Here is a 19893-nt window from a genome sequence, read left to right as displayed (position 1 = left end):
GGTCGGGACGGATCGACATCACATCTGTGCGATCTCGCGGACCTCGATCGTGTACTCGGGCAGGAGCCGCGCGTGGTCGATCGCGGCGCTCACCGAGGGTGCGTCGACGAGGTAGTAGCCGCCCAGCTGCTCGGCGGTCTCCGCGAACGGGCCCTCCCAGACCGTCGCGTCCTCGCCGGCACGCCGGATCGTCGTCGCCGTCGACACCGACCGCAGCGCCTCGCCGCCCTCGATCGTGACTCCGAACTCGGCGGCCCGGGTCGAGTACGCGTCGTGCTCGCTGTAGTACCGGGCGATCAGCGCCTCGTCGGCCGACGCCCAGATGCGTTCGTCCTGGTACATCAGGACGAGGTACCGGGTCACGGGTGCAGGATGACCGGCCGCAGCTCGGCGCCGCCCCGGCCGCCGTCGGTCACCAGCATCTCGCCGGTCAGCCTCGCGAGGCCGTGGGGGTCGTCGGTCTCGAAGACGTAGTAGCCGCCGAGGTACTCGGCCGTCTCGCTGAACGGGCCGTCGGTGACCTCGACGGGACCGCCCTCGCTGCGGCGGACGTTCAGGGCCTTGGACGAGAAGTCGAGCTCCTCGCCGCCGATCATCTTGAAGCCCTGCTCGGCGCACGCCTGCGCGTAGGCCTGGTGCTCGCCCATGATCCGGTCCTTGACCTCCTGCGACGCCGACTCCCAGAACCCCTCGTCGCCGTACAGCAACACCATCCACGTCGCGCTCATCGCTGGTCTCCTCGGGTCTCGTCGGGGCCCCCTTACTGTGCCCCGTCGGGGGGATGACGCGCGAGGGTCGCGAAAATCGACAACCTGAGCCGATGTATCGATAGGACTTGTCAAAGTTCTATCAACGATATATCGTTGACGACATCCGGTGGAGAGCAACACCTCCCGGACGCCGCAGAGCCCGACGCGATCCCGCGCCAGCCGGCGACGCCCCCAGGCCGTACAGGCCCGGGCACCGAACCTTCAAGGAGAACCACTCATGCGACACCACACACACGATGAGACGTCTGATCCTCGCGGCCGTCAGCGCCGCGGCGACTTCCCGAGCGCTCCGTACGGCGAGGGCTTCGACCCGCGCCGCGGCGCCTTCTACCCCCGCGGCGAGCACGGCGGCGGCCCCCGGGGCCCCCGCGGCTTCGGCGGACCCGGCTTCGGCGGACCCGGCTTCGGCGGCCGCGGACCCGGTCGGCGTGCCGGACGCGGCGACATCCGAGCCGCCGTCCTGCTGCTCCTGAAGGAGCAGCCGATGCACGGCTACCAGCTGATCCAGGAGATCGGCGAGCGGTCCGGCGGCCAGTGGCGGCCGAGCCCGGGCGCCATCTACCCGGCGCTGAGCCTGCTCGAGGACGAGGGCCTGGTGGTCATCACCGCCGAGTCCGGTCGCAAGCTCGCCAGCCTCACCGAGGCCGGCACCGCGTACGTCACCGAGAACGCCGAGCAGCTCGGCAGCCCGTTCGAGGACGCCGCCAGCCGGCCCACCTCGCCGGGTCGCAACCTGCGCGGTGCCCTCGAGGCGCTCGCCGCGGCGGCCCACCAGGTCGTCCGCACGGGCACCGACGAGCAGGCCACGGCCGCGCTCGCGGTCCTCGAGCGCTCGCGCCGGGACCTGTACCTGATCCTCGCCGGCGACGCGCCGGTCCAGGACGCCCCTGCGGAGGCCTGACCTCCGCAGGAACCGACGGCCCCCGCGACTCCGGTCGTGGGGGCCGTCGTCGTTCAGGCGCGAGCTGCGGCCAGCCGCGCACCTCGGCGGACCTCGGCGACGGCGCACGCGTAGGCGATGACCACCACCAGGGCCAGGCCCGGGAGCGCCGGCCAGGACGCCAGCAGCGGCACGACCGCGACCAGTGCGAGGGCGCCGACCAGCCGGACCCACGGCCACCGGTGACCGCTGGATCGCAGGAGCACGGCGGTCCCGACGACGTACGCCGCGACGCCCCCGCCGAGCAGCACGGCGCCGAACAGGCCGAACGGTTCCGACGACCCGACCTCCGCCATCGCCTCCTCCACGCCGAGCGAGGCCACGACCACGCCGGCGATGAGGACGAAGTGCAGGTAGGTGTACGCGAGCGTCGCGTACTCGGCCCGGGCGACGCCGTCCTTGCGGGCGAGCGCGTGCTCGGCGTGCTCGGCGCTGCCCAGGAAGTAGACCCACCACAGGACGAGCGCGAGCGCGATGCACAGGACCGCGCCGGCGATGATCGGGACGCTGATCGGCTCGTGCGAGGCCCCGATGCCGATGGCGACGACAGACTCCCCGAGCGCCAGGATGACGACGAGCCCGTACCGCTCGGCCCAGTGCGACGGGGAGTGCAGCCGCCAGTCACCGCCGATGCCCGTCATCAGCGTGAGGCCGAGGTCCCAGAGGATCGCGCCGAGCCAGATCCAGGTCTGTGCGGGCTCCCCGACGAGGGCGCCGACCACCAGCAGGGCGAACGCCGGCAGCATCGCGACCAGCTGGGTGCGGACGACCTGCCGGCGCAGGCCCCGGTCGTCGCCGGCCGCGACGAGGTAGAGCGACATGTGGACGACGCGCACGAGCCCGTACGCGACGACGAGCACGAGCGGCCCGTCCAGGCCGCCCGGCAGGTCCTCGAAGGCCTCGGGGATGGCCAGGGTCGCGACGAAGATCGCGGCCATCGCGACCGACATCCCGATGCGCAGGACGCCCTGGTCCGCGGGCGACTGGTTGGCCAGCCAGCTGTACGAGCACCACGTCCACCAGAGCAGCCCCAGCACGATCATCGCCTGGAGCACGCCGAGCGCATCGTGCGACTCGGCCATCAGGTGGCTGACCTGCGTGAACGCGTAGACGTAGACGAGATCGAAGAACAGCTCGAAGGTGGTGACGCGGTGCCCCTCGGGAGAGGTCCGCAGGCCGAGGCGTCGGATCACGGGCCTCACCTTGCCGGACGCAGGACGGTCCGTGCGAGGGTTTCGGCGATCAGGCCACCGGCGGGTGCGGCACCGCGAAGCGCGCGTGCACACCCGGCGAGTAGAGCACCGACTCCGGCGCGCCGGAGATCGGGACACCCGCGGCCGCGACGAGCTCGTCGTCCAGGGACACCACGGACGCCCGGCGCAGCGGCCACGGCTCGTGCTCGTTCGGCACGAACCGCGTCCGTCCGCGGATCACGGTGTGCATCCCCCAGCGGGCCGTGAGGAAGTCGGCGAGCGGGTCGTCGAGGACCGGCGTGGAGGAGGGGCGGACCACGATCCGCGACGACGGACGCGAGCCGGTCAGGCGCGTGGAGCGGTAGTCGAGCAGGTCGTCGGTGCGCCGCAGCGACATCCGCGCCCACTGGTACGGCACGTTCATGACGGTCCGCGCGCCCAGCACGGTCAGGGCGCGCGACGCCTCGAGCGACCGGAACAGCACGCCCCGCCGGCCGTCGTCGTCGACCGTGTAGAGCCGGACGTTGATCTCGGGGAAGTCGCCGATGTAGGGCAGCGCGGGCCCGGGCACCACGCGGAACCTGGCCATCCAGAACGCGACCAGGCCGACCCACGACGAGCCGTCGTGCTCGTCGGGACGCGTCCCGGGCGGGCAGAACGCCGACACCGACGAGGCAGGAACACGCCAGTGCAGGATGCTCACCCTCTGCCACTCCTGGGTGAGGATCGCCCGCCCGGTCAGCGGCGGTGCGACGCGTTGGATGGGGTCCACGCCAGCCACCGTACGGTCAGGCGTCGACGAGGGCAGGCTCACGGTCCCGCGACGACGACCGCAAGCGCACCACGCCGAGCACCAGAGGCGGAGGTGCCAGACGGAGTCGATCGAGGAGCAGGGGCCGGTCAGTCGGCGGGGATCGTCGACGTGTCGATGACGAAGCGGTAGCGGACGTCGCTCGCGACGACGCGGTCGTAGGCCGCGTCGACCTCGTCGGCGGTGATGGTCTCGACGACCGAGGCGATCCCGTGCTTCGCGCAGAAGTCGAGCATCTCCTGCGTCTGGCGGATGCCGCCGATGTTCGAGCCGGAGATCGACCGACGGCCGCCGGTGAGCGAGAAGACGCGGAACGACAGCGCGTTCTCGGGGAGGCCGACGAACACCAGCGACCCCTCGAACGCGAGCAGGCGGAGGTAGGCGTCCAGGTCGATGTCGGCCGAGACGGTGTTGATGATCAGGTCGAAGGTCCCGCGCAGCGACGAGAACGTCGCCGGGTCGCTCGTCGCGTAGAAGTGGTCGGCGCCCAGCCGACGGCCGTCCTCCTCCTTCGACAGCGACTGGCTGAGCACGGTGACCTCGGCGCCGAGCGCGTGCGCCAGCTGGACGCCCATGTGCCCGAGCCCGCCCAGGCCGACGATCGCGACCTTCTTGCCCGGCCCCGCGCCCCAGTTCTTGAGCGGCGAGTAGAGCGTGATCCCGGCGCACAGCAGGGGCGCGGCGACGTCGAGGGCGATCTCGGACGGGATGCTCAGGACGTAGTTCTCGTCGACGACGATCTGCGTCGAGTACCCGCCGTAGGTGGGCTCGCCGCTGTACTGGCGGCCGTTGTAGGTGGCCACGTTGCCGCGCTCGCAGAACTGCTCCTCGCCGTCCAGGCAGCGCGCGCACTCGCGGCAGGAGTCGACGAAGCATCCGACGCCGACGCGGTCGCCCACGGACTGCTGGGTGACGCCGGAGCCGACCGCGGAGACGACGCCCGCGATCTCGTGCCCGGGGACCATCGGGAAGATCGCCGAGCCCCACTCCTCGCGTGCCTGGTGGATGTCCGAGTGGCAGATGCCGGCGTAGGCGATGTCGATCAGGACGTCGTGCTCACGGAGCTCGCGACGGTCGACGGCGCCGCGCTCGAACTTCGCGCCGGGGGAGGGCGCGAGCAGCGCAGGAACGGTCAGGGACACAGCGGTCTCCTCGAGACGACGGTGGGGGGAGACACCATCATGCGCCCTCGCCGATCCAGGTGCGCGTCAGCGTCTGCACCGCGGACCCGTCGAGGTCGGCGAGCTTGAGCCCGGCGAACGCGGTGGCGGCCGGGCTCGTCTGCACTCGGACGGGCGGCTCGGGGGTGGTCAGGAGGTCGACGAGCAACGCGGCGACGGCCTGCGCGGACTGGGCGTTGGCGAAGGCGCCAGCGGTCCGCGCGAGGTACGCGTCGAGCAGGGGTCCGTAGACGCCGCCGGTCGACGTCGGCACCGACGCATTCGCGACGAACTCGCTGGCCACGGCCCCGGGCTCGACGATGACGACGGGCACACCGAGGGCGCGGGCGACCGGTGCGAGGCTCTCCAGGAACCCCTCGACGGCGAACTTGGCGGCGCAGTAGGCCTCGTTGAACGGCTGGCCGACGACGCCCCCGACGCTGCTCAGCGTGAGCACCCGCCCACGGGACGCGCGCAGGTGCGGCATCGCCGCCTCGACCACGCGGACGACGCCGAAGAAGTTGACCTCCATGGCGTCGCGAAATGCGGGCAGACCCAACGTCTCGACGGTCCCGACCCGTCCGACGCCCGCGTTGTTGACGACGGCGTCGAGCGAGCCGTGGTCGGTGACGACCTGGTCGATCACGGCACCCACGTCGGACGACGTGACGTCCAGGGCGCGGATGTCCAGGGGGAGGGAACCGGCGCGCTCCTTCAGGAGGTCCGCACGTCCCAGGTCGCGCATCGTCGGGACGGTGGTCCACCCGGCAGCGGCCGCGGCCAGTGCGGTCTCGAGGCCGATTCCCGAGGAGGTGCCGGTGATCAGGACGGTGCTCATGACGGGGGCTCCTCAGTCGTCGGGAGCCCCCATCATGCGCGTCAGGCGTCCTGCACGAGCCCGATGACGTTCCCGTCGACGTCCGCCACCGTCGAGATGGTCCGCCCGGGGCCGACCTCCGTCGGCGACTGCAGCACCGAGCCTCCGGCTGCGACGAGGGAGTCGCTGACCGCCGCCAGGTCGGAGACCTTCCAGTAGTAGGTGGGCCCCGTCATGCCCTGCTCGAACCCGTGCGGGTTGAGGCCGAGGTGGATGCCCGCGGTCTCGTAGCCGACGTAGAACGGCGCGTCCTGCATCGGCTCGACGCCCAGGAGCGCGCCGTAGAACGCCTTGCCCGCGTCGAGGTCCTTGACCGGCACCACGACGATCTTCAGTCCGTCCGTCATGTTCGTACCTCTTCCATGTATCAGGGGCGCAAGCCCGCTCTCCTCCACCTGACGGATCACTCACGCGAAGTGTGACGGCCGCTCCGAGATCAGTCTCGGGACGGAGGCCGCGGGGATGCGTGATCCGACACGATGAACACATGACGACGGCAGGTCATACCGAGGCTCCCATGGTGCTCCGGCTCGCGCAGGGGGCGGGCCGGCGCCCCTGGGGGCTCTCGGTGTTCCTGGCCCTCGGCGTGGGTGGCTTCCTGCTGGTGACCCCGATGTCGGTCGACGGCTACGACTTCGAGACGTCGAGCTTCACGATCCTGCACTCGGTCGGCGGGTTCGTGACCGCAGGGTTCGTCGTCGCGGGCGTCCTCGTGGGACGTCGGTGGCCGGTGCTCGGGACGGGCCTGACGCTGCTGCCCTTCGTGACGTCCGTCTTCACCGGCTGGTTCGCGTGGGGCTGGTGGCTCGGCATCCTGGCCGTGGCGGTGCTGGCGGCGCTCGACGGGATCCGCGGCGCACTGGTGCCCTACGGGGCCGCGCTCTTCATCGCGGTCTGGTACTGCGGTTCGGACCTCGTGGCGCTCATGCCGATCGGCGAGGTGACCTCCGGATCGCCGGCCAACCGCGGTGTCGTCCTGGTCCTGTACGTCATCGGCGTCACCCTCGTCGTCGGCAGCGCGTGGATGTTCGGCGTGGCTCGGCGCACCTGGGCCCGTGGCGTCGAGGTCGAGGCTGTCGAGCAGCGCGCGTTCGAGGTCGAGTCGCTGGCGGGCGAGCGGGCGCGGCTCGCCCGCGACCTGCACGACGTCGTCGCGCACCACGTCTCGCTGGTCGCGGTGCGCGCGGAGTCGGCCCCCTTCTTGCACCCGGGCCTGAACGACGACGCCCGCGAGGTGCTGTCGGCGATCGCGAGCGACGCCCGCGAGGCGTTGACCGAGCTGCGCCAGGTGCTCGTCGTCCTGCAGCGCACGGACCAGTCCACCGACGACCGGACGCCGCAGCCCACCGCCTGCGACGTCGACCGGCTGGTGGAGGCGGCGGTCGCGGCCGGCCAGCCTGTCGAGGTGGTCGGCACGTGGGAGGACATCGGGCCGACGATCGGGTACGTGCTCTACCGCGCGGTCCAGGAGGGTCTGACCAACGCGCGACGGCACGCGTCGGGCGCCACGACACGACTGGTGCGCACCCAGTCGAAGGACCACGCCGGGTTCACGCTCACGAACGCGTCGTCCTCGGCCGACGACGAGGGTCGCGGCCTGATCGGCATGCGGGAGCGCGTCGAGGCGCTCGGCGGCACGATGAGCGCCCGCGTCGTCGACAAGGCCTTCGTCCTGGACGTCTCGCTGCCCGTGACCGCATGACGACGGTGGTGGTCGCCGACGACCAGCCCGTGGTGCTGCAGGGGTTCGCGGCGATCATCGGCGCGGCGGAGGACCTCGACGTGGTCGGCTCGGTCGGTGACGGGCGGGCTCTCCTGGACCTCGTCGCGACGACCAACCCGGACGTGGCCGTGGTCGACATCCGCATGCCGGTGCTGGACGGCATCGCCGCGACGGAGCGGATCACGGCCGACCACCCCGGCACGCGCGTGCTGATCCTGACCACGTTCGACCTCGACGAGTACGTCTACGACGCCCTGCGCGCGGGCGCGTCCGGGTTCCTGCTCAAGGACGTCACCGCCGACCGCCTGGTCGAGGCGGTGCGTCTCGTGGCCGACGGCTCGATGCTGCTGGGGCCGACGGTCACCCGACGGCTGGTCGAGGACTTCGCGAGCCGCACGCCCCAGAAGACCCCCGTGACCGGCCTCGACGAGCTGACCCCGCGCGAGCGCGAGGTGCTGCTGGCGGTCGCGCGCGGCCTGTCCAACGGCGAGATCGCGGCCGAGCTGTGGATCGCCGAGCCGACCGTGAAGTCGCACGTCTCCGAGGCCCTGCGCAAGCTCGGCTGCCGCGACCGCGTGCAGCTGGTGATCGCCGCCTACGAGTCGGGGCTGGTGTCATAAAGCACGATCGTGCTAAAACTGGACCCGTGAGCAAGGGCGACGAGACGCGGCAGGCGGTGCTCGACCAGGCGGTCGAGATCGCCGGGCGTCTGGGCGCCGCCGGCCTCACGATCGGCTCGCTGGCCACCGCAACGGGGATGTCGAAGAGCGGGCTGTACGCGCACTTCCGGTCCAAGGAGGCGCTGCAGCTGGCCTGCCTCGGTCAGGCGCGCGAGCGGTTCGTCGAGCAGGTCGTCCGGCCCGCGCTCGCGGCCCCGCGCGGCGTCCCGCGCATCCGCACCCTGTTCGAGCGCTGGATCGAGCTCTCCAACGACGGCTCGGCCGGCTGCCTGTTCGTCTCGGCGTCCACCGAGTTCGACGACCAGCCCGGCCCGGTCCGCGACCAGCTGGTCCAGGATCACTGGGACCTGTCCGACTCGCTGGCGCAGATCTACCGGTCGGGCGCCAAGGACGGCCAGCTGCGCGACGACGAGAGCCCCGAGCAGTTCGCCTACGACCTGCACGGCCTGATGCTCGCCCACTTCCACGCGCAGCGGCTCCTGCGTGACCCCCTGGCCGACGACCGGGCGCGCCACGCGTTCGAGCGCCTCCTCCAGACGATCGTCGTCTCCTAGCTCCCCAGAAGGACGTTCCCGATGACCCAGACCGCCGCGCAGAAAAGCACGATCGTTCGGCCCAACGTGCCGCGCACGCTGACGGTGACCGTCCGGACGCTCGACCGCGTCGCCCCGAGGCTCGTCGCCCGCGGGGCCCTGCGGATGTGGTGCACGCCGACCCACGCCAAGCCGGGCGTCCACGTCCCGGGGGGCACGCGGTGGCAGCTTCCCGACGGGACCGTCGGCGAGACGTGGGGCACCGGCCCGCGCGTCTACCTCGTCCACGGTTGGGGCGGTCACCGCGCCCAGCTCGCGTCCTTCGTGGAGCCGCTGGTGGACGCCGGCTACCAGGTCCTCTCCTACGACGCACCGAGCCACGGCGACTCCGGGCCTGGATCGCTCGGGCCGAAGCGGAGCAGCCTCATCGAGCTGATGGACGCGATCGGGACGGTGACCGCGGCGCACGGGTCCGCCCACGCGATCGTCGGCCACTCGCTCGGGGCCGCCGCGGCAGCGCTGGCCGTGCTCGACGGAACGACGACCGAGCGGCTGGTCCTCGTCGCGCCGCCCGCGGAACCGGTCGAGTACACGCGGGCGTTCGCCCGCGCGCTCGGGTTCAGCGAGGACACCCGCCAGCTCCTGCTCGCCCGGATGGAACGCCTGGCGGGCCGGGAGCTGAGCACGCTGGACATCCCGGCGCGGGCCGCCGGGCGGGACGACCTGCCGGTGCTGCTCGTCGTCGCGGACCGCGCGGACAAGGAGACCGACCCCGCGGACGGCGAGCGGATCGCGGAGGCGTGGCCGGACGCCGAGCTGCTCCTGTCGGACGGCCTCGGCCACCGGCGGATCCTGCGCGACGCCGACACGATCGCGGCCGTCGTCGACTACCTCAGCTGAGCGCGCCGCCCCACCCACAGCAGGTGGTCCGCGGTCGCCAGGAGCGCGGGGTCGTCGGCGGTGGAGACCAAGCGGTCGAGCGTGGCCCGGTAGCCGTCGGGGTCGACGAGCCGCAGCGCCTCCAGCTCCTCGTCGTGACCGGTGGCGAGGGCGTGCGGGGCCGCGACCGTCACGGTGTCGAAGCCGGGTACCCCGACGGGCCCGTGGGGGGCGACCGCGAGCGCCAGCAGGCCGCCGGGCCGCGTGAGCCGGGCGAGGCGGCGGGTCGGGGGCAGGAGCGGGTCGAGCCCGAGCACCGCTTCGAACACGGCGCCGTGGGCCCGGCCGCGCACGTCCCAGCCCAGCTCGATGAGCCACACCGCATAGGGCCCGGTGCCGCCCGCGAGGTCCAGCGCGACGCCGGGTGGACCGAGGTGCGGCTCGAGCAGGCGCGTCACCAGGACGCGCTCGAGGCACGTCTCCGGTTCGCGCTCGGCCACCACGATGCCCGTCCCGACGATCATCACGGTCGCTTCATCAGGGCGAACCCGCCCCAGCCGAGGTAGGGCCGCTGGTAGGTGACGTACTCCAGCGGCGCCGTGTCGAGCTCCGCGCGCATCTCGGCCCAGAGGGGGTCGGCCGGGAACTCATCGAGCCACTGCCGCGTGCTCAGCCACTGCGCCGCGACGTACCGGTCCCAGCTGTCCTCGTCGGCCAGCACCATCTCGACCAGGTCCCAGCCGGCCTCGCCGAGCTCGTCGACCTGCCCCTGCAGCGACAGGAAGGTCTCCGGCGGCCACGGCGCGCCGGCCGGCGGATCCTGCCGCCAGAACGGCTGGCCGATGAGCGCGACGCCGCCCGGCGCCAACGACCTCTCCAACAGCGCCAGTGTGCCGACGACCCCGCCGCCGATCCAGGTCGCGCCGACGCACGCGGCGACGTCCACGGGGGAGTTGGCGACGTACGTCGAGGCGTCGCCGTGCACGAACGTCACGTCGACGCCGAGCTCCTGCGCCCGCCCGACGGCGCGCTGGATCCATACCGAGCTGAGGTCGACGCCCGTCCCGACGGTGCCGTGGTCCCGCGCCCAGGTGGAGAGCATCTCGCCCGTGCCGCACGCGAGGTCGAGGACGGTCGTCCCGGGCGACAGGCGCAGCGCTGCCCCCAGTGTTGCCAGCTTCTCGTCGGTGAACGGGTCCAGGATCCGGTGGTGCGCCTCGCGGATGGTGTGCTGCCGAGGGATGTCCATGATCCGGACGGTACGTCCGGCAGGTCGCGACGACGAGCGAATAGACGATCGACAGGGTCAACTGATCAGTTGCCCTGTACACTTGAGTCGTGATCACCACTGACACCGCCGAGCTCGCCTTCGGCCTGCGTGACGCCCTGGGGCCCATCTACCGGCGTCTGACCAGCGAGAAGACGCTGTCCATCGGGCAGAGCCGTGCGCTCAACCGGCTCGCGAACGACGGACCGACGACCTCGTCGGCGCTCGCAGCCTCGGAGTTCATCACCCCGCAGTCGATGGCCGTGATCGTCGCGGACCTCGAGCGCGCCGGGCGGATCAGCCGGTCGTCCGACCCGACCGACGGCCGCCGGATGATCATCGAGATCACCCCGGCCGGCCGCGAGGCGCTCGAGGCGGACCGTCACGCGACCAACACGTGGCTCGCGCACGCGGTCGGCTCGCTCGACGACGACGAGCGCGCGGCCCTCGCCGGTGCGATCGACGTGCTGCGCCGGCTGGCCACCGCATGACCGGCCGGCGCCTTGTCCCGGCCCTCGTCTACGCGGCCCTGGCGGCCGCGATCATCAGCTCGCTCGGCCTGCTGCTCGTCCCGACGATCGCGGCCGAGTTCGGCGTCACGGTCAGCGCCGCGCAGTGGACGTTGACCGTGAACCTGCTGGTGGGCGCGGTCGCCACGCCCGTGCTCGGGCGGCTGTCCGACGGGCCGCACAAGAAGCGGATCCTGCTGCTCACGCTCGCGATCATCTTCGTCGGCTCGGTGCTGGCTGCGACCGCGCAGACGTTCTCCGTGCTCCTCGTCGGCCGGGCCCTGCAGGGTCTGTCGTACGCGATCACGCCGATGGCGATCGCGCTGGCCCGCCGGTACGCGGCGCCCGAGAAGGTGCAGCCAGGGATCGCCGCGCTCTCGGTCACCGTGGCCACGGGGATCGGCATCGGGTACCCGCTGACCGGCATCATCGCCTCGACCTTCGACTTCCGGTGGGCGTTCTGGTTCGCCGCGGCGTTCGTCGTCTCCGCGTTCGTGGTGCTGCTCGTCGCGGTGCCGAAGGGCCCCGACGAGCTCGGTCTGCGCCGCCGTTTCGACACCCTCGGCGCAGCTCTGCTCGGCGCCGGCCTGGCGATGCTGCTGCTCGGCATCAGCGAGGGCCCGCGGTTCGGGTGGGGCTCCGCGACGACGATCGGGCTGCTGGCGGGCGCCGTGCTCGTGCTCGGCGCGTGGGTGTGGCGCGAGACCAGCACCGACCACCCGCTCATCCGGCTCGACCTCATGCGCAAGCCCGACGTGCTGCTGGCCAACGCGACCGGCCTGTCGATGGGCGCGTCGATGTACATCGGCGTCTCGGTGATCAGCCTGGTCGCGCAGGCGCCGACGAGCACCAGCTACGGCGTCGGCATGTCGCTGTTCTGGGCCGGGTTCGTCATGCTGCCGCTCTCGATCGGCAGCCAGCTGGCCAGCCGGTTGGCCCGCGCGTTCGCGCACCGGCTCAGCTACACCGTCATGCTGCCGCTCGGCGCGCTGTTCGTCACCCTGGCCAACCTGCTGCTCGTCGTCCGGCACGACGCCCTGCCCGAGCTGCTCGCGGGCATGTTCCTCGTCGGTGTCGGCATCGGCACCACCTTCGCCGCGATGCCCGGGCTGATCGCCCGCGGGGTGGCGGCCCAGGAGCTCGGCTCGGCGGTGTCGTTCAACCAGGTGCTCCGCACCATCGGCGGGTCGCTCGGCGCGGCCGTCGCCGGTGCCGTGATCGCGGCCCACCTCGCGCCCACCGGCCGGCCCGCGAGCCAAGGCATCGAGCTCACGTTCCTCATCGCCGCGGTCGCCTGCGGCCTGGTGTTCCTCGGCCTGGCCACGCACGCGGTCCTGTCCGTCCGCCGCGCCCGCCGTGTCGCGCCGCACCACGTGATCGAGGAGATCCAGGAGCACGAGCCCCACGACGCCGTGCCCGTGGGCGCCGCCGAACGTGCCGAGGTGTTCGACGCGCCCTGAGAATGGGCGCATGGAGATCGACCAGATCCTCGACCACGTCCGCCGGCTCGACCACGTCCTGGTCCTCGCGCCCGCGAAGGGCAGCGAGTTCCCCGCGATCGCGTGGGGCGACTCGTTCGTCTACTACGCACCCGACGGCCAGGTGCCGACGAACACCCAGCCGTTCACGACGATCGTCACCAAGAACTACCCGGACGACGAGCTGTCGCGGCTCGACGACGAGGGCCGCTGGCGGGTGAACGTCCACGTCGGCCGCGGCGCGGTGCCGGAGCCTGCGGCCGATCCGGCGGAGACGGACGTCGTCCTGCGCCACCCCGTCTACGGCGACCTCGGCTGGGTGGCCGTGATCAACCCCGGCGCGCGCACCGAGCAGACCGTCCTGGACCTGATCGACCGCGCCCACGCCGACGCCCGTGCCCGCTGGGACCGCCGCGCCGAGGTCTAGCGGCCGGCAATTGAGGTTGCACAGGCGCGGCGCCGGCGCCTACCGTCGCCGTGATCGTGACCGGACGTCAGGAGGTGAGACCCATGAACGCAGTATCCGCATCGGGTGCTCCCCTGCAGTCCGCGACCGCGCGACTGGGCTAGTCGCCACCGGGAGTACCCGCCACGCACCGTGCGAAAGGCGACTCCCATGAACACTTCTTCCTCCCAGCACGACCACCAGCGAGCGCTCGTCCTCGGCGGTGGCGGCTCGACCGGCAACGCCTGGCTGATCGGCGTGATCGCCGGCCTGTTCGACGCCGGCCTCGACGTGACCACGCCCGACCTGACCGTCGGGACGTCCGCCGGCTCGACCGCCGCGGCCCAGATCGCCGGTGCGACGCCGGCCGAGCTCTACGCCGCCACCCTCACCGCCCCCGCCCCCGGGCAGCTGCCCGACCGGAGCCGCGGCCCCGCCAGGCCGGTGACGGACCACCTGGAACGGCTCCTCCGGACCATCGACGCCTCCGCCGACGTGGCCGACCTGCGCCGCAGGCTGGGGGCGTCGGCACTCGAGCTGGAGGCGGCGTCGGACGGCTCGTGGCAGGCCCGGTGGCGCGCCACGGTCGCCGCGCGGCTGCCCGACCAGGGCTGGCCGGACCGCGCGGTGCTCATCACGGCCGTCGACGCAGACACCGGTGAGCCGGTGGTGTTCGACCGCGGCAGCGGGGTCGACCTGGCCGACGCGGTGGCCGCCAGCTGCTCCAGCGGCCTCCCCTACCGGATCGGCGACGGCTGGTACATCGACGGCGGCTACCGGTCCAACGCCGAGAACGCCGACCTTGCGGCCGGGTACGGGCGGGTGCTGGTGCTCTCGCCCTTCGGCGGCCGGTCGCTGATGCCGTCCGCCTGGGGCACGCACCTCTCGACGCAGGTCGACGAGCTGCGTGCAGGCGGCAGCAGGGTCGAGACGGTCTTCCCGGACGACGCCTCCGAGCATCTGTTCGGCACCAACGCGATGGACCCGTCGCTGCGCCCGCCCGCCGCGAGGGCCGGCTACGAGCAGGGCAAGGCCCGGGCCGAGCAGCTCGCCGAGCTCTGGCGCTGACGCCCGGCCGGCGGAGGCGCTGAGAGGTCAGGCCCAGTCAGGCCTCCGCCAGCGCCTTCGTCATGCCGGCGACGTCGGACTTGAGGCCGTAGGCCGCGTGGTCCTTCTCGAACCGCCAGCTCTCGGAGAGCGGGCCGGCGTCGACGGCGTCGAAGCCGAGCTCGTCGATGAGGGCGACGACCGTCGCGCGCGACTCGGGGTCGTCGCCGGCCACGGACAGGGCGAGGCGTCCGGGCGTCCCGGCGGGGACGCCGAGCGTGCCGAGGTCGCCGGAGCCGATGTTGTTGAACGCCTTGACCACCGACGACGTCGGCAGGTGCTGCTGCAGGTACCCGGAGACGGTCGTCGAGCCCTCGTCGAGGACGGCGATCTGGCCGTCGCGCTGCGGGTAGTAGTTGTTGGTGTCGATCACGAGCTTGCCGGCCAGCTCGGCGACGGGCACGGACGGGACGGCCTTGACCGGGATCGTCACGACGACGAGGTCACCGGCCGCTGCGGCCTCCGCGGGCGTGCCGGCGCGGGCACGGTCACCCAGCTCTGCGACGAGGTCGACGAGCGTCTCCGGCCCGCGCGAGTTGCTGACGACGACGTCGTAGCCGTGCGCGACGGCCAGCTTGGCCAGGGTGCCGCCGATGAGTCCGGCGCCGATGAATCCGATGGTGGTGGTCATGTCCTGGCCAACTGTCGGGGAGCCTGGGCTGTTCCGTGACGTCGGCGATACCGTGAGCACGGAGGCACGACCCATGGCCCGCTCGGCACCGCACCCCTGGCACGGCACCCCGCTCACGGGCGCGCGGGCGGTGGTCGTCGGAGTGATCCCTGGGCAGTCGGCGCGTGTGGTGCACGGCGCCGCCGAGCTGGCCCAGGCGCTCGGCACGAACCTCGTGTGCGTGTGGTCCGACACGTCCCGGACCCTCGTCGCGACCCACGACGACGGCTCCCTCGAGACGACCCCGCTGGACCCGGACCACGTCGACTCGGACGACTCCGTGGCCGCGGAGTGGGACCTGGCGACCGAGGTGGGCGACCGCCTGAGCGGGTACAAGGGTTCGTGGCGGTTCGTCTACACGGTCGGCGAGGCGACACACGCTCTCGCACGCGTCGCGCACGAGCACGACGCGTGGATGATCGCCGTGGGGAGTCGTCGCGCGGGCCTGGGTGGCTGGATGAACCACCTGGTCGGAGGGTCGACCGCTGGACGCCTCGCGCACACGCAGCCCGTACCCGTCACGATCGTGCCGCAGAACCCGAAGGAGAGCCCGTGACCCGTCCGCCGCACCACGACCCGCGCCTGATCGCGGTCGTGGCCCTGGGCGGGATGGTCGGCACGACGGCTCGGTACGCGCTCACGTCCGCGGTGGGCTCGTCGGCGAACGGGTTCCCGACGGCGACCCTGATCGAGAACGTGCTCGGCTCGTTCCTGCTCGGCGCGCTCCTCGAGGGGCTGCTGCGGCGTGGGGCGGAGAGCCCCCGAGGTCGCGTGCTGCGGCTCGGGCTCGGCACCGGCGTGCTCGGCGGCTTCACCACGTTCAGCGCGCTCGCGTTCGAGCTGGAGCGGCTGCTGGCGAGCGGCCAGGTGACGATGGCGCTGGTGTACGCGGTGACCAGCCTGGTGCTCGGGGTCCTCGCGTGCGTCGGCGGGATCGCGCTCGCGGCCCGCAGACGGGACACCGCCTGATGGTGGTCCTGATCGCGGTGCTGGGCGGGGTCGGGGCCGCCACCCGGTTCGTCGTCGACGGCTCGATCCGTGCCCGCTGGACCCGGGTGTTCCCGCTGGCCACCCTGCTGATCAACGTCTCGGGGTCGCTGCTGATCGGCCTGCTCAACGGCGCGCACCTCTACCACGGGCTCGGTCCGACGGCCCTGGTGGTCGCCGCGACCGGGTTCTGCGGGGGGTACACCACGTTCTCGACCGCGATGGCCGAGACCGTCCGGCTGATCCAGGCCGGCGAGACGCGGCGGGCGACCGTGAACGCCGTCGGCTCGGTGGTGCTCTGCCTGGCGGCGGCGGCCCTCGGGGTCGCGGTGATGGCGGCCTGGTGACCGTCGCCCCGGCCTGGAGGGTCGCGCTCGCGCTCGTCGTCCTGGTCGGCGTGGTCCTCGCGGTGCTCACCGCGGCGCGCGTCCACGTCCGCCGGGACGCGCTGGTCGCGGTCGGTCGGGCAGCGGTCCAGCTCACGCTCGTCGCACTCGTGATCGCATGGGTGTTCCAGCACCCGCAGTGGGTGGCGGTCTACCTCGTCGTCATGCTCGCGGCGGCCTCGTGGACGTCCGTGCGTCGGATCGGGCTCGGCCGCTCGACGTGGCCGCCGATCGCGCTCGCCATCCTGGTCGGGGCACTCGCCGCGGTCGTCCCCGTCCTCGCCAGCGGCGCCCTGCCGTTCCAGGCGCAGACGATCGTGCCGTTCAGTGCGCAGATCATCGGCGGCGCCATGACCGCGGTGTCGCTCACCGGCGGGCGGCTCCGGGACGACGCGCGCGGCGAGTGGGACCAGGTCGAGGCGTGGCTCTCCCTCGGCGCCACCCCGCGGCAGGCGGTCGCCGGGCACGCGCGCCGGGCCGTCGCACGGTCGCTGGTCCCGGCGCTCGACCAGACCCGCAGCGCCGGGCTCGTCACCCTGCCCGGTGCGTTCGTCGGGCTGCTGCTGGGCGGGGCGTCGCCCGCCGCGGCCGCGCAGGTGCAGCTGCTCGTGCTGGTCGGGCTGCTCGCGGCGGAGTCGGTCGCCGCCGTGCTGACCGCGAGGCTGCTGGCACACCGCCTCGGGTCGCGGACGCCCGCCGCCGTCTGAGGAGGGCTCGTCCTCGACCGCGCGGCGACGTCAGAACGTCGGCAGGTCCAGGCCTGCGAGCCTGGTTGGGTCGGCGAGGAAGTCGATCTCGGCGATGCGGTCACCGACGACGGTCATACCGACGACCGCGGTCACCTGCTCGCCGCCGACGATCGCCGCTCCCGCCGCACCGTTGACGAGCGCGGGGATCGAGGTCGTTGGCACCCGCGCGAACATGACCGCGCGCCGAGCCACCGTCTCGGGGTCGTCGACCATCGTCGATATGGCGTGCTCGCCGGCGTCCGAGCGCAGGGTGACACCGCCTTCGTGCAGCAGACCGCGGACCGCGTCGGCGTCGCCCCGCTTCGCCTCGCGGTAGTAGGCGCGGACCAGCCTGCGCTGGCTGAGCAGGGGGACGTCGGTCTCCGGGGCTGTTCTCACGCGCTCGCGGCCCGCACCTGCGAGCGACTCGGCCGCGCGCGCGGACACGTCGAGCAGCTCGCCGATCTCGTCGTACGCGACCCCGGCGCCGTCGCGCAGGACGCTGGCGACGCGCTCCTCGGGGGACAGCGTGTCGAGCGCGACGAAGAGCGCGACGCCGGTCGCGCCGCCGAGCAGCGCGAGCTGCTCGGGCGTGTGTCCGTCGGCGTCGCTCACGACGACGTCGGGTACGTGCCACTCGTGGTGCTCGAGCGAGCGGAGCGTGGTCAGGCAGTGGCGAGCTGTGGCGGTGATGAGCCCTGCGCGGAGGGCGTCCGGTGGGCCCTGGCCGTCGAGCAGCGTCCGCGCGGCCKCGACGGCCGCCTCCGACTCCCGGACCGACCCGGTCAGACGGAACGCGAGCGCCCGCAGCATCGGCCGATTGTCCTCGAACCGCCCACCGAGCGCCGTCGCCAGCTGTTCCGAGCGCGTCATCGCCACCCCCTCCCGAGCGTCGGTCGTCGCCATCTTGACCCACGACCGAGTCCGGGAGGAACGGCGGGGAGGGGTGATCCTCGTGACGAACGGGTGGCCGCGCAGCCGCCGCGTCGACTGGGCCTACACGGGATCGGGGGCGTCCTGGGCGTCGGTGTGCGCGACGTGGCGGAGCTGGTGCCAGATGGCGACGACGAAGATCGCGGAGCCGACGAACGCGAACCAGAACGGTGCGGTGATCCCGTAGTGCTGCGCGAGCACGCCGCCGATGCCCGCGCCGATCACGAGCCCCCCGTACACGCCGACGAGGTTGACGCTGCCGACGCGTCCCTGCAGGGCCGTCGGAACGGCGCGCTGGCGGATGGTGACCGACGTGGTGCCCCAGACGAACGCGTGCGCGCCGAACACGAAGAAGATCCCCAGGGCGACCGCGGGAGTGGTGGTCAGCGCGAGGCCGAGGTGCGTGAGGGTCTCGATGATCAGGCCGATGCGCATGAGGTTGGCGAGCGAGACGTACCGCGTGATCCAGCCGTAGGAGAGGGTGCCCGCGAGCCCGCCGAGAGCGCCGACGGTGGTGATCAGGCCGAAGCCGATCGCGCCGAGCCCGAGCCGCTCGCGGGTGTACAGGACGAGCACCGACCATGCGGCCCCGAACGTCACGTTGAAGATCAGGATCGTGAGCACGAGCGTCCGGACCGCGGCATGGTGCCTCACCCAGCGCAGCCCCTCGGCGATGTCGTGCCGGATGTGGGTGTCGTGGTGCTCGGTGCGGTGCGGCGGCAGCGAGATGCGCGAGATCAGCAGCGCGCCCGCGGCGACCAGGACGGCGTCGGCGGCGAACGGCAGCGCCTGCCCGGCGGCGAACAGCAGGGCGCCCAGCGGCGGTCCGACCAGCTGGTTCACGGTGACGAACCCGGCCTGGATGCGCGAGTTCGCCAGCGCCAGGTCGTCGCGGTCGACGAGCATCGGGACCAGCGTGCTGGACGCGTTGTCGGCGAAGGTCTCCGCCGTGCCCAGCAGGAACATCGCGACCAGGACGAGCCAGATCGTCGCGATGTCCGCGAACACCGCGGCCGCGAGCAGCCCGACGATCCCGGTCCGGATGCAGTCGACGGTGATGACGAGCCGTCGCCGGTCCAGCCGGTCGGTGACCGCGCCGGCCCAGAGGCCGAAGAGCAGCGGCGGCAGCCACTGGAGCAGCGCGGCCAGCGCGACGAGGAACGCATCGTCCGTGCGGGACGCCACCAGCAGAGGCCCTGCGGCGATGAGGATCCCGTCGCCGAGGTTCGAGGTCCACGACGAGGCCAGCAGCCACCGGAACCGACGGTCCAGTCGCGGCGGGACCACGACGTCGAGGAACCGGCTCACAAGGCTCAGACGCTAACCCGGGTGGATAGGCTCGATCGACTTCTTACGCACTGAGCAGACGGAGGACGAGCGTGGACTGGACCCTGGAGGTTGTCGTCGTGCCGGTCAGCGACCTGGCCGCATCGATCGCGTTCTACCGTGACCAGGTCGGATTCGACCTCGACCACGACACCGAGAACGAGTTCATGCACGTCGCGCAGCTGACCCCGCGGGGCTCGGGCTGCTCGATCGTCGTCGGCAACCTCCCGTCGCAGAGCGAGATGGCACCGGGATCCCTGAAGGGGCTGCAGCTCGTCGTCGCCGACGCGGCGGCGGCCCGCGAGGAGCTCCTCTCGCGCGGCGTCGAGGCCTCCGAGATCACGGTGTTCGACGAGCGCGACGGGGGCACGTTCTTCGGCTTCGCCGATCCGGACGGCAACACCTGGGCGGTCCAGCAGCTGAAGGTCCGCGCCGAGAAGCCCTTGATCCCCGTCGAGCACCGCGGCCGCTTCGGCGCGTGATGGTGCAGC

General features: G+C 72.6%; 26 protein-coding genes. 14 read left to right on the top strand and 12 right to left on the bottom strand.

The window, feature by feature from the left end; translation table 11 throughout:
* Positions 1–18 precede the first annotated feature (18 nt).
* Entirely contained in the window at positions 19–363 is a 345-nt protein-coding gene (locus AC1DUE_RS00590) for a YciI family protein (protein ID WP_477037438.1), read from the bottom strand.
* Positions 360–728, bottom strand: a complete 369-nt coding sequence (locus AC1DUE_RS00585; RefSeq protein ID WP_477037437.1) for a YciI family protein — start codon at positions 726–728, stop codon at positions 360–362. Before AC1DUE_RS00585 ends, AC1DUE_RS00590 begins: the two co-directional genes overlap by 4 nt.
* Positions 729–987: 259 nt before the next feature.
* Here AC1DUE_RS00585 and AC1DUE_RS00580 point away from each other — a divergent pair, with 259 nt between their 5' ends.
* A complete protein-coding gene (locus AC1DUE_RS00580) occupies positions 988–1671 on the top strand; it encodes a PadR family transcriptional regulator (protein WP_477037436.1) in 684 nt (227 codons plus the stop codon).
* 53 nt (positions 1672–1724) lie between these two features.
* Here AC1DUE_RS00580 and AC1DUE_RS00575 read toward each other — a convergent pair whose 3' ends face one another.
* The 5 genes from AC1DUE_RS00575 to AC1DUE_RS00555 form a co-directional block, all read right to left on the bottom strand.
* Positions 1725–2903, bottom strand: a complete 1179-nt coding sequence (locus AC1DUE_RS00575) for a low temperature requirement protein A (RefSeq protein WP_477037435.1) — start codon at positions 2901–2903, stop codon at positions 1725–1727.
* A gap of 49 nt (positions 2904–2952) precedes the next feature.
* Entirely contained in the window at positions 2953–3675 is a 723-nt protein-coding gene (locus AC1DUE_RS00570) for a YqjF family protein (RefSeq protein WP_477037434.1), read from the bottom strand.
* A gap of 128 nt (positions 3676–3803) precedes the next feature.
* Positions 3804–4856 carry an NAD(P)-dependent alcohol dehydrogenase gene (locus AC1DUE_RS00565; protein ID WP_477037433.1) on the bottom strand — a complete coding sequence of 351 codons (1053 nt, stop codon included), beginning with the start codon at positions 4854–4856 and terminating at the stop codon, positions 3804–3806.
* Between the two features lie 37 nt (positions 4857–4893).
* Positions 4894–5712 (bottom strand): SDR family NAD(P)-dependent oxidoreductase, encoded by an 819-nt coding sequence (locus AC1DUE_RS00560; protein WP_477037432.1) that lies wholly within the window; start codon positions 5710–5712, stop codon positions 4894–4896.
* Between the two features lie 41 nt (positions 5713–5753).
* Positions 5754–6098, bottom strand: coding sequence for a VOC family protein (locus AC1DUE_RS00555; protein WP_477037431.1), 345 nt, complete (start codon positions 6096–6098; stop codon positions 5754–5756).
* A gap of 140 nt (positions 6099–6238) precedes the next feature.
* On the opposite strand from AC1DUE_RS00555, the gene AC1DUE_RS00550 reads away from it, so the two are divergent.
* Genes AC1DUE_RS00550 through AC1DUE_RS00535 form a run of 4 tightly spaced genes read left to right on the top strand, consistent with a single transcriptional unit; the run spans position 6239 to position 9587 of the window.
* A complete protein-coding gene (locus AC1DUE_RS00550) occupies positions 6239–7453 on the top strand; it encodes a sensor histidine kinase (protein ID WP_477037430.1) in 1215 nt (404 codons plus the stop codon).
* On the top strand, positions 7450–8094 hold the full coding sequence (locus tag AC1DUE_RS00545; protein WP_477037429.1) for a response regulator transcription factor: 645 nt from the start codon (positions 7450–7452) through the stop codon (positions 8092–8094). Before AC1DUE_RS00550 ends, AC1DUE_RS00545 begins: the two co-directional genes overlap by 4 nt.
* Before the next feature lie 26 nt (positions 8095–8120).
* Entirely contained in the window at positions 8121–8708 is a 588-nt protein-coding gene (locus AC1DUE_RS00540) for a TetR/AcrR family transcriptional regulator (RefSeq protein ID WP_477037428.1), read from the top strand.
* A gap of 21 nt (positions 8709–8729) precedes the next feature.
* The gene (locus tag AC1DUE_RS00535; RefSeq protein WP_477037427.1) at positions 8730–9587 is read left to right on the top strand and encodes an alpha/beta fold hydrolase; all 858 of its coding nucleotides are present in this window, start codon (positions 8730–8732) and stop codon (positions 9585–9587) included.
* On the opposite strand, the gene AC1DUE_RS00530 is transcribed toward AC1DUE_RS00535, so the two are convergent.
* Positions 9575–10093 (bottom strand): class I SAM-dependent methyltransferase, encoded by a 519-nt coding sequence (locus tag AC1DUE_RS00530; RefSeq protein ID WP_477037426.1) that lies wholly within the window; start codon positions 10091–10093, stop codon positions 9575–9577. The genes AC1DUE_RS00535 and AC1DUE_RS00530 overlap by 13 nt on opposite strands.
* A complete protein-coding gene (locus AC1DUE_RS00525; protein WP_477037425.1) occupies positions 10090–10815 on the bottom strand; it encodes an SAM-dependent methyltransferase in 726 nt (241 codons plus the stop codon). The genes AC1DUE_RS00530 and AC1DUE_RS00525 overlap by 4 nt, the downstream gene beginning before the upstream one ends.
* 89 nt (positions 10816–10904) lie before the next feature.
* On the opposite strand from AC1DUE_RS00525, the gene AC1DUE_RS00520 reads away from it, so the two are divergent.
* The 4 genes from AC1DUE_RS00520 (at position 10905) to AC1DUE_RS00505 (ending at position 14333) form a co-directional block, all read left to right on the top strand.
* Positions 10905–11324 (top strand): MarR family winged helix-turn-helix transcriptional regulator, encoded by a 420-nt coding sequence (locus AC1DUE_RS00520; RefSeq protein WP_477037424.1) that lies wholly within the window; start codon positions 10905–10907, stop codon positions 11322–11324.
* Complete coding sequence (locus AC1DUE_RS00515) at positions 11321–12802, top strand: MFS transporter (protein WP_477037423.1); 1482 nt, start codon at positions 11321–11323, stop codon at positions 12800–12802. Before AC1DUE_RS00520 ends, AC1DUE_RS00515 begins: the two co-directional genes overlap by 4 nt.
* 10 nt (positions 12803–12812) lie before the next feature.
* Entirely contained in the window at positions 12813–13247 is a 435-nt protein-coding gene (locus tag AC1DUE_RS00510) for a DUF6194 family protein (RefSeq protein WP_477037422.1), read from the top strand.
* 189 nt (positions 13248–13436) lie between these two features.
* Positions 13437–14333 carry a patatin-like phospholipase family protein gene (locus AC1DUE_RS00505; RefSeq protein WP_477037421.1) on the top strand — a complete coding sequence of 299 codons (897 nt, stop codon included), beginning with the start codon at positions 13437–13439 and terminating at the stop codon, positions 14331–14333.
* Positions 14334–14370: 37 nt separating this feature from the next.
* Here AC1DUE_RS00505 and AC1DUE_RS00500 read toward each other — a convergent pair whose 3' ends face one another.
* Entirely contained in the window at positions 14371–15003 is a 633-nt protein-coding gene (locus AC1DUE_RS00500) for an NADPH-dependent F420 reductase (protein WP_477037420.1), read from the bottom strand.
* A gap of 73 nt (positions 15004–15076) precedes the next feature.
* Between AC1DUE_RS00500 and AC1DUE_RS00495 the strand changes: the two genes are divergently transcribed.
* From AC1DUE_RS00495 to AC1DUE_RS00480, 4 genes are read left to right on the top strand one after another with little or no spacing between them, the layout of a single operon-like run.
* Complete coding sequence (locus AC1DUE_RS00495) at positions 15077–15598, top strand: universal stress protein (protein WP_477037419.1); 522 nt, start codon at positions 15077–15079, stop codon at positions 15596–15598.
* Complete coding sequence (locus AC1DUE_RS00490; protein WP_477037418.1) at positions 15595–16011, top strand: fluoride efflux transporter FluC; 417 nt, start codon at positions 15595–15597, stop codon at positions 16009–16011. Before AC1DUE_RS00495 ends, AC1DUE_RS00490 begins: the two co-directional genes overlap by 4 nt.
* On the top strand, positions 16011–16376 hold the full coding sequence (gene crcB, locus AC1DUE_RS00485) for a fluoride efflux transporter CrcB (protein WP_477037417.1): 366 nt from the start codon (positions 16011–16013) through the stop codon (positions 16374–16376). The genes AC1DUE_RS00490 and crcB overlap by 1 nt, the downstream gene beginning before the upstream one ends.
* On the top strand, positions 16373–17122 hold the full coding sequence (locus tag AC1DUE_RS00480; protein ID WP_477037416.1) for an ABC transporter permease: 750 nt from the start codon (positions 16373–16375) through the stop codon (positions 17120–17122). The genes crcB and AC1DUE_RS00480 overlap by 4 nt, the downstream gene beginning before the upstream one ends.
* Before the next feature lie 30 nt (positions 17123–17152).
* Here AC1DUE_RS00480 and AC1DUE_RS00475 read toward each other — a convergent pair whose 3' ends face one another.
* Both AC1DUE_RS00475 and AC1DUE_RS00470 read right to left on the bottom strand, forming a co-directional pair.
* Positions 17153–18016: a sigma-70 family RNA polymerase sigma factor family protein gene (locus tag AC1DUE_RS00475; RefSeq protein WP_477037415.1), complete on the bottom strand. Its 864-nt coding sequence runs from the start codon at positions 18014–18016 to the stop codon at positions 17153–17155.
* A gap of 123 nt (positions 18017–18139) precedes the next feature.
* Positions 18140–19384 carry an MFS transporter gene (locus tag AC1DUE_RS00470; protein WP_477037414.1) on the bottom strand — a complete coding sequence of 415 codons (1245 nt, stop codon included), beginning with the start codon at positions 19382–19384 and terminating at the stop codon, positions 18140–18142.
* A 71-nt stretch (positions 19385–19455) separates the two neighbouring features.
* Here AC1DUE_RS00470 and AC1DUE_RS00465 point away from each other — a divergent pair, with 71 nt between their 5' ends.
* Positions 19456–19884 carry a VOC family protein gene (locus AC1DUE_RS00465; protein WP_477037413.1) on the top strand — a complete coding sequence of 143 codons (429 nt, stop codon included), beginning with the start codon at positions 19456–19458 and terminating at the stop codon, positions 19882–19884.
* The last annotated feature ends 9 nt before the right edge of the window (positions 19885–19893 follow it).

This window comes from Cellulomonas sp. P4_A2, from assembly GCF_056402515.1.
The sequence above is the reverse complement of the archived record's forward strand: the minus strand, read 5'-3'. Positions and strand labels throughout refer to the sequence as shown.

Excerpts from the sequence above, each read along its gene's own strand:
- AC1DUE_RS00535 (WP_477037427.1), top strand. The coding sequence starts at position 8,730 with ATGACCCAGACCGCCGCGCAGAAAAGCACGATCGTTCGGCCCAACGTG.
- AC1DUE_RS00505 (WP_477037421.1), top strand. The coding sequence starts at position 13,437 with ATGAACACTTCTTCCTCCCAGCACGACCACCAGCGAGCGCTCGTCCTC.
- crcB (WP_477037417.1), top strand. The coding sequence starts at position 16,011 with ATGGTGGTCCTGATCGCGGTGCTGGGCGGGGTCGGGGCCGCCACCCGG.
- AC1DUE_RS00560 (WP_477037432.1), bottom strand. The coding sequence starts at position 5,712 with ATGAGCACCGTCCTGATCACCGGCACCTCCTCGGGAATCGGCCTCGAG.
- AC1DUE_RS00510 (WP_477037422.1), top strand. The coding sequence starts at position 12,813 with ATGGAGATCGACCAGATCCTCGACCACGTCCGCCGGCTCGACCACGTC.
- AC1DUE_RS00515 (WP_477037423.1), top strand. The coding sequence starts at position 11,321 with ATGACCGGCCGGCGCCTTGTCCCGGCCCTCGTCTACGCGGCCCTGGCG.
- AC1DUE_RS00550 (WP_477037430.1), top strand. The coding sequence starts at position 6,239 with ATGACGACGGCAGGTCATACCGAGGCTCCCATGGTGCTCCGGCTCGCG.
- AC1DUE_RS00525 (WP_477037425.1), bottom strand. The coding sequence starts at position 10,815 with ATGGACATCCCTCGGCAGCACACCATCCGCGAGGCGCACCACCGGATC.
- AC1DUE_RS00580 (WP_477037436.1), top strand. The coding sequence starts at position 988 with ATGCGACACCACACACACGATGAGACGTCTGATCCTCGCGGCCGTCAG.
- AC1DUE_RS00500 (WP_477037420.1), bottom strand. The coding sequence starts at position 15,003 with ATGACCACCACCATCGGATTCATCGGCGCCGGACTCATCGGCGGCACC.
- AC1DUE_RS00585 (WP_477037437.1), bottom strand. The coding sequence starts at position 728 with ATGAGCGCGACGTGGATGGTGTTGCTGTACGGCGACGAGGGGTTCTGG.
- AC1DUE_RS00555 (WP_477037431.1), bottom strand. The coding sequence starts at position 6,098 with ATGACGGACGGACTGAAGATCGTCGTGGTGCCGGTCAAGGACCTCGAC.
- AC1DUE_RS00495 (WP_477037419.1), top strand. The coding sequence starts at position 15,077 with ATGGCCCGCTCGGCACCGCACCCCTGGCACGGCACCCCGCTCACGGGC.
- AC1DUE_RS00545 (WP_477037429.1), top strand. The coding sequence starts at position 7,450 with ATGACGACGGTGGTGGTCGCCGACGACCAGCCCGTGGTGCTGCAGGGG.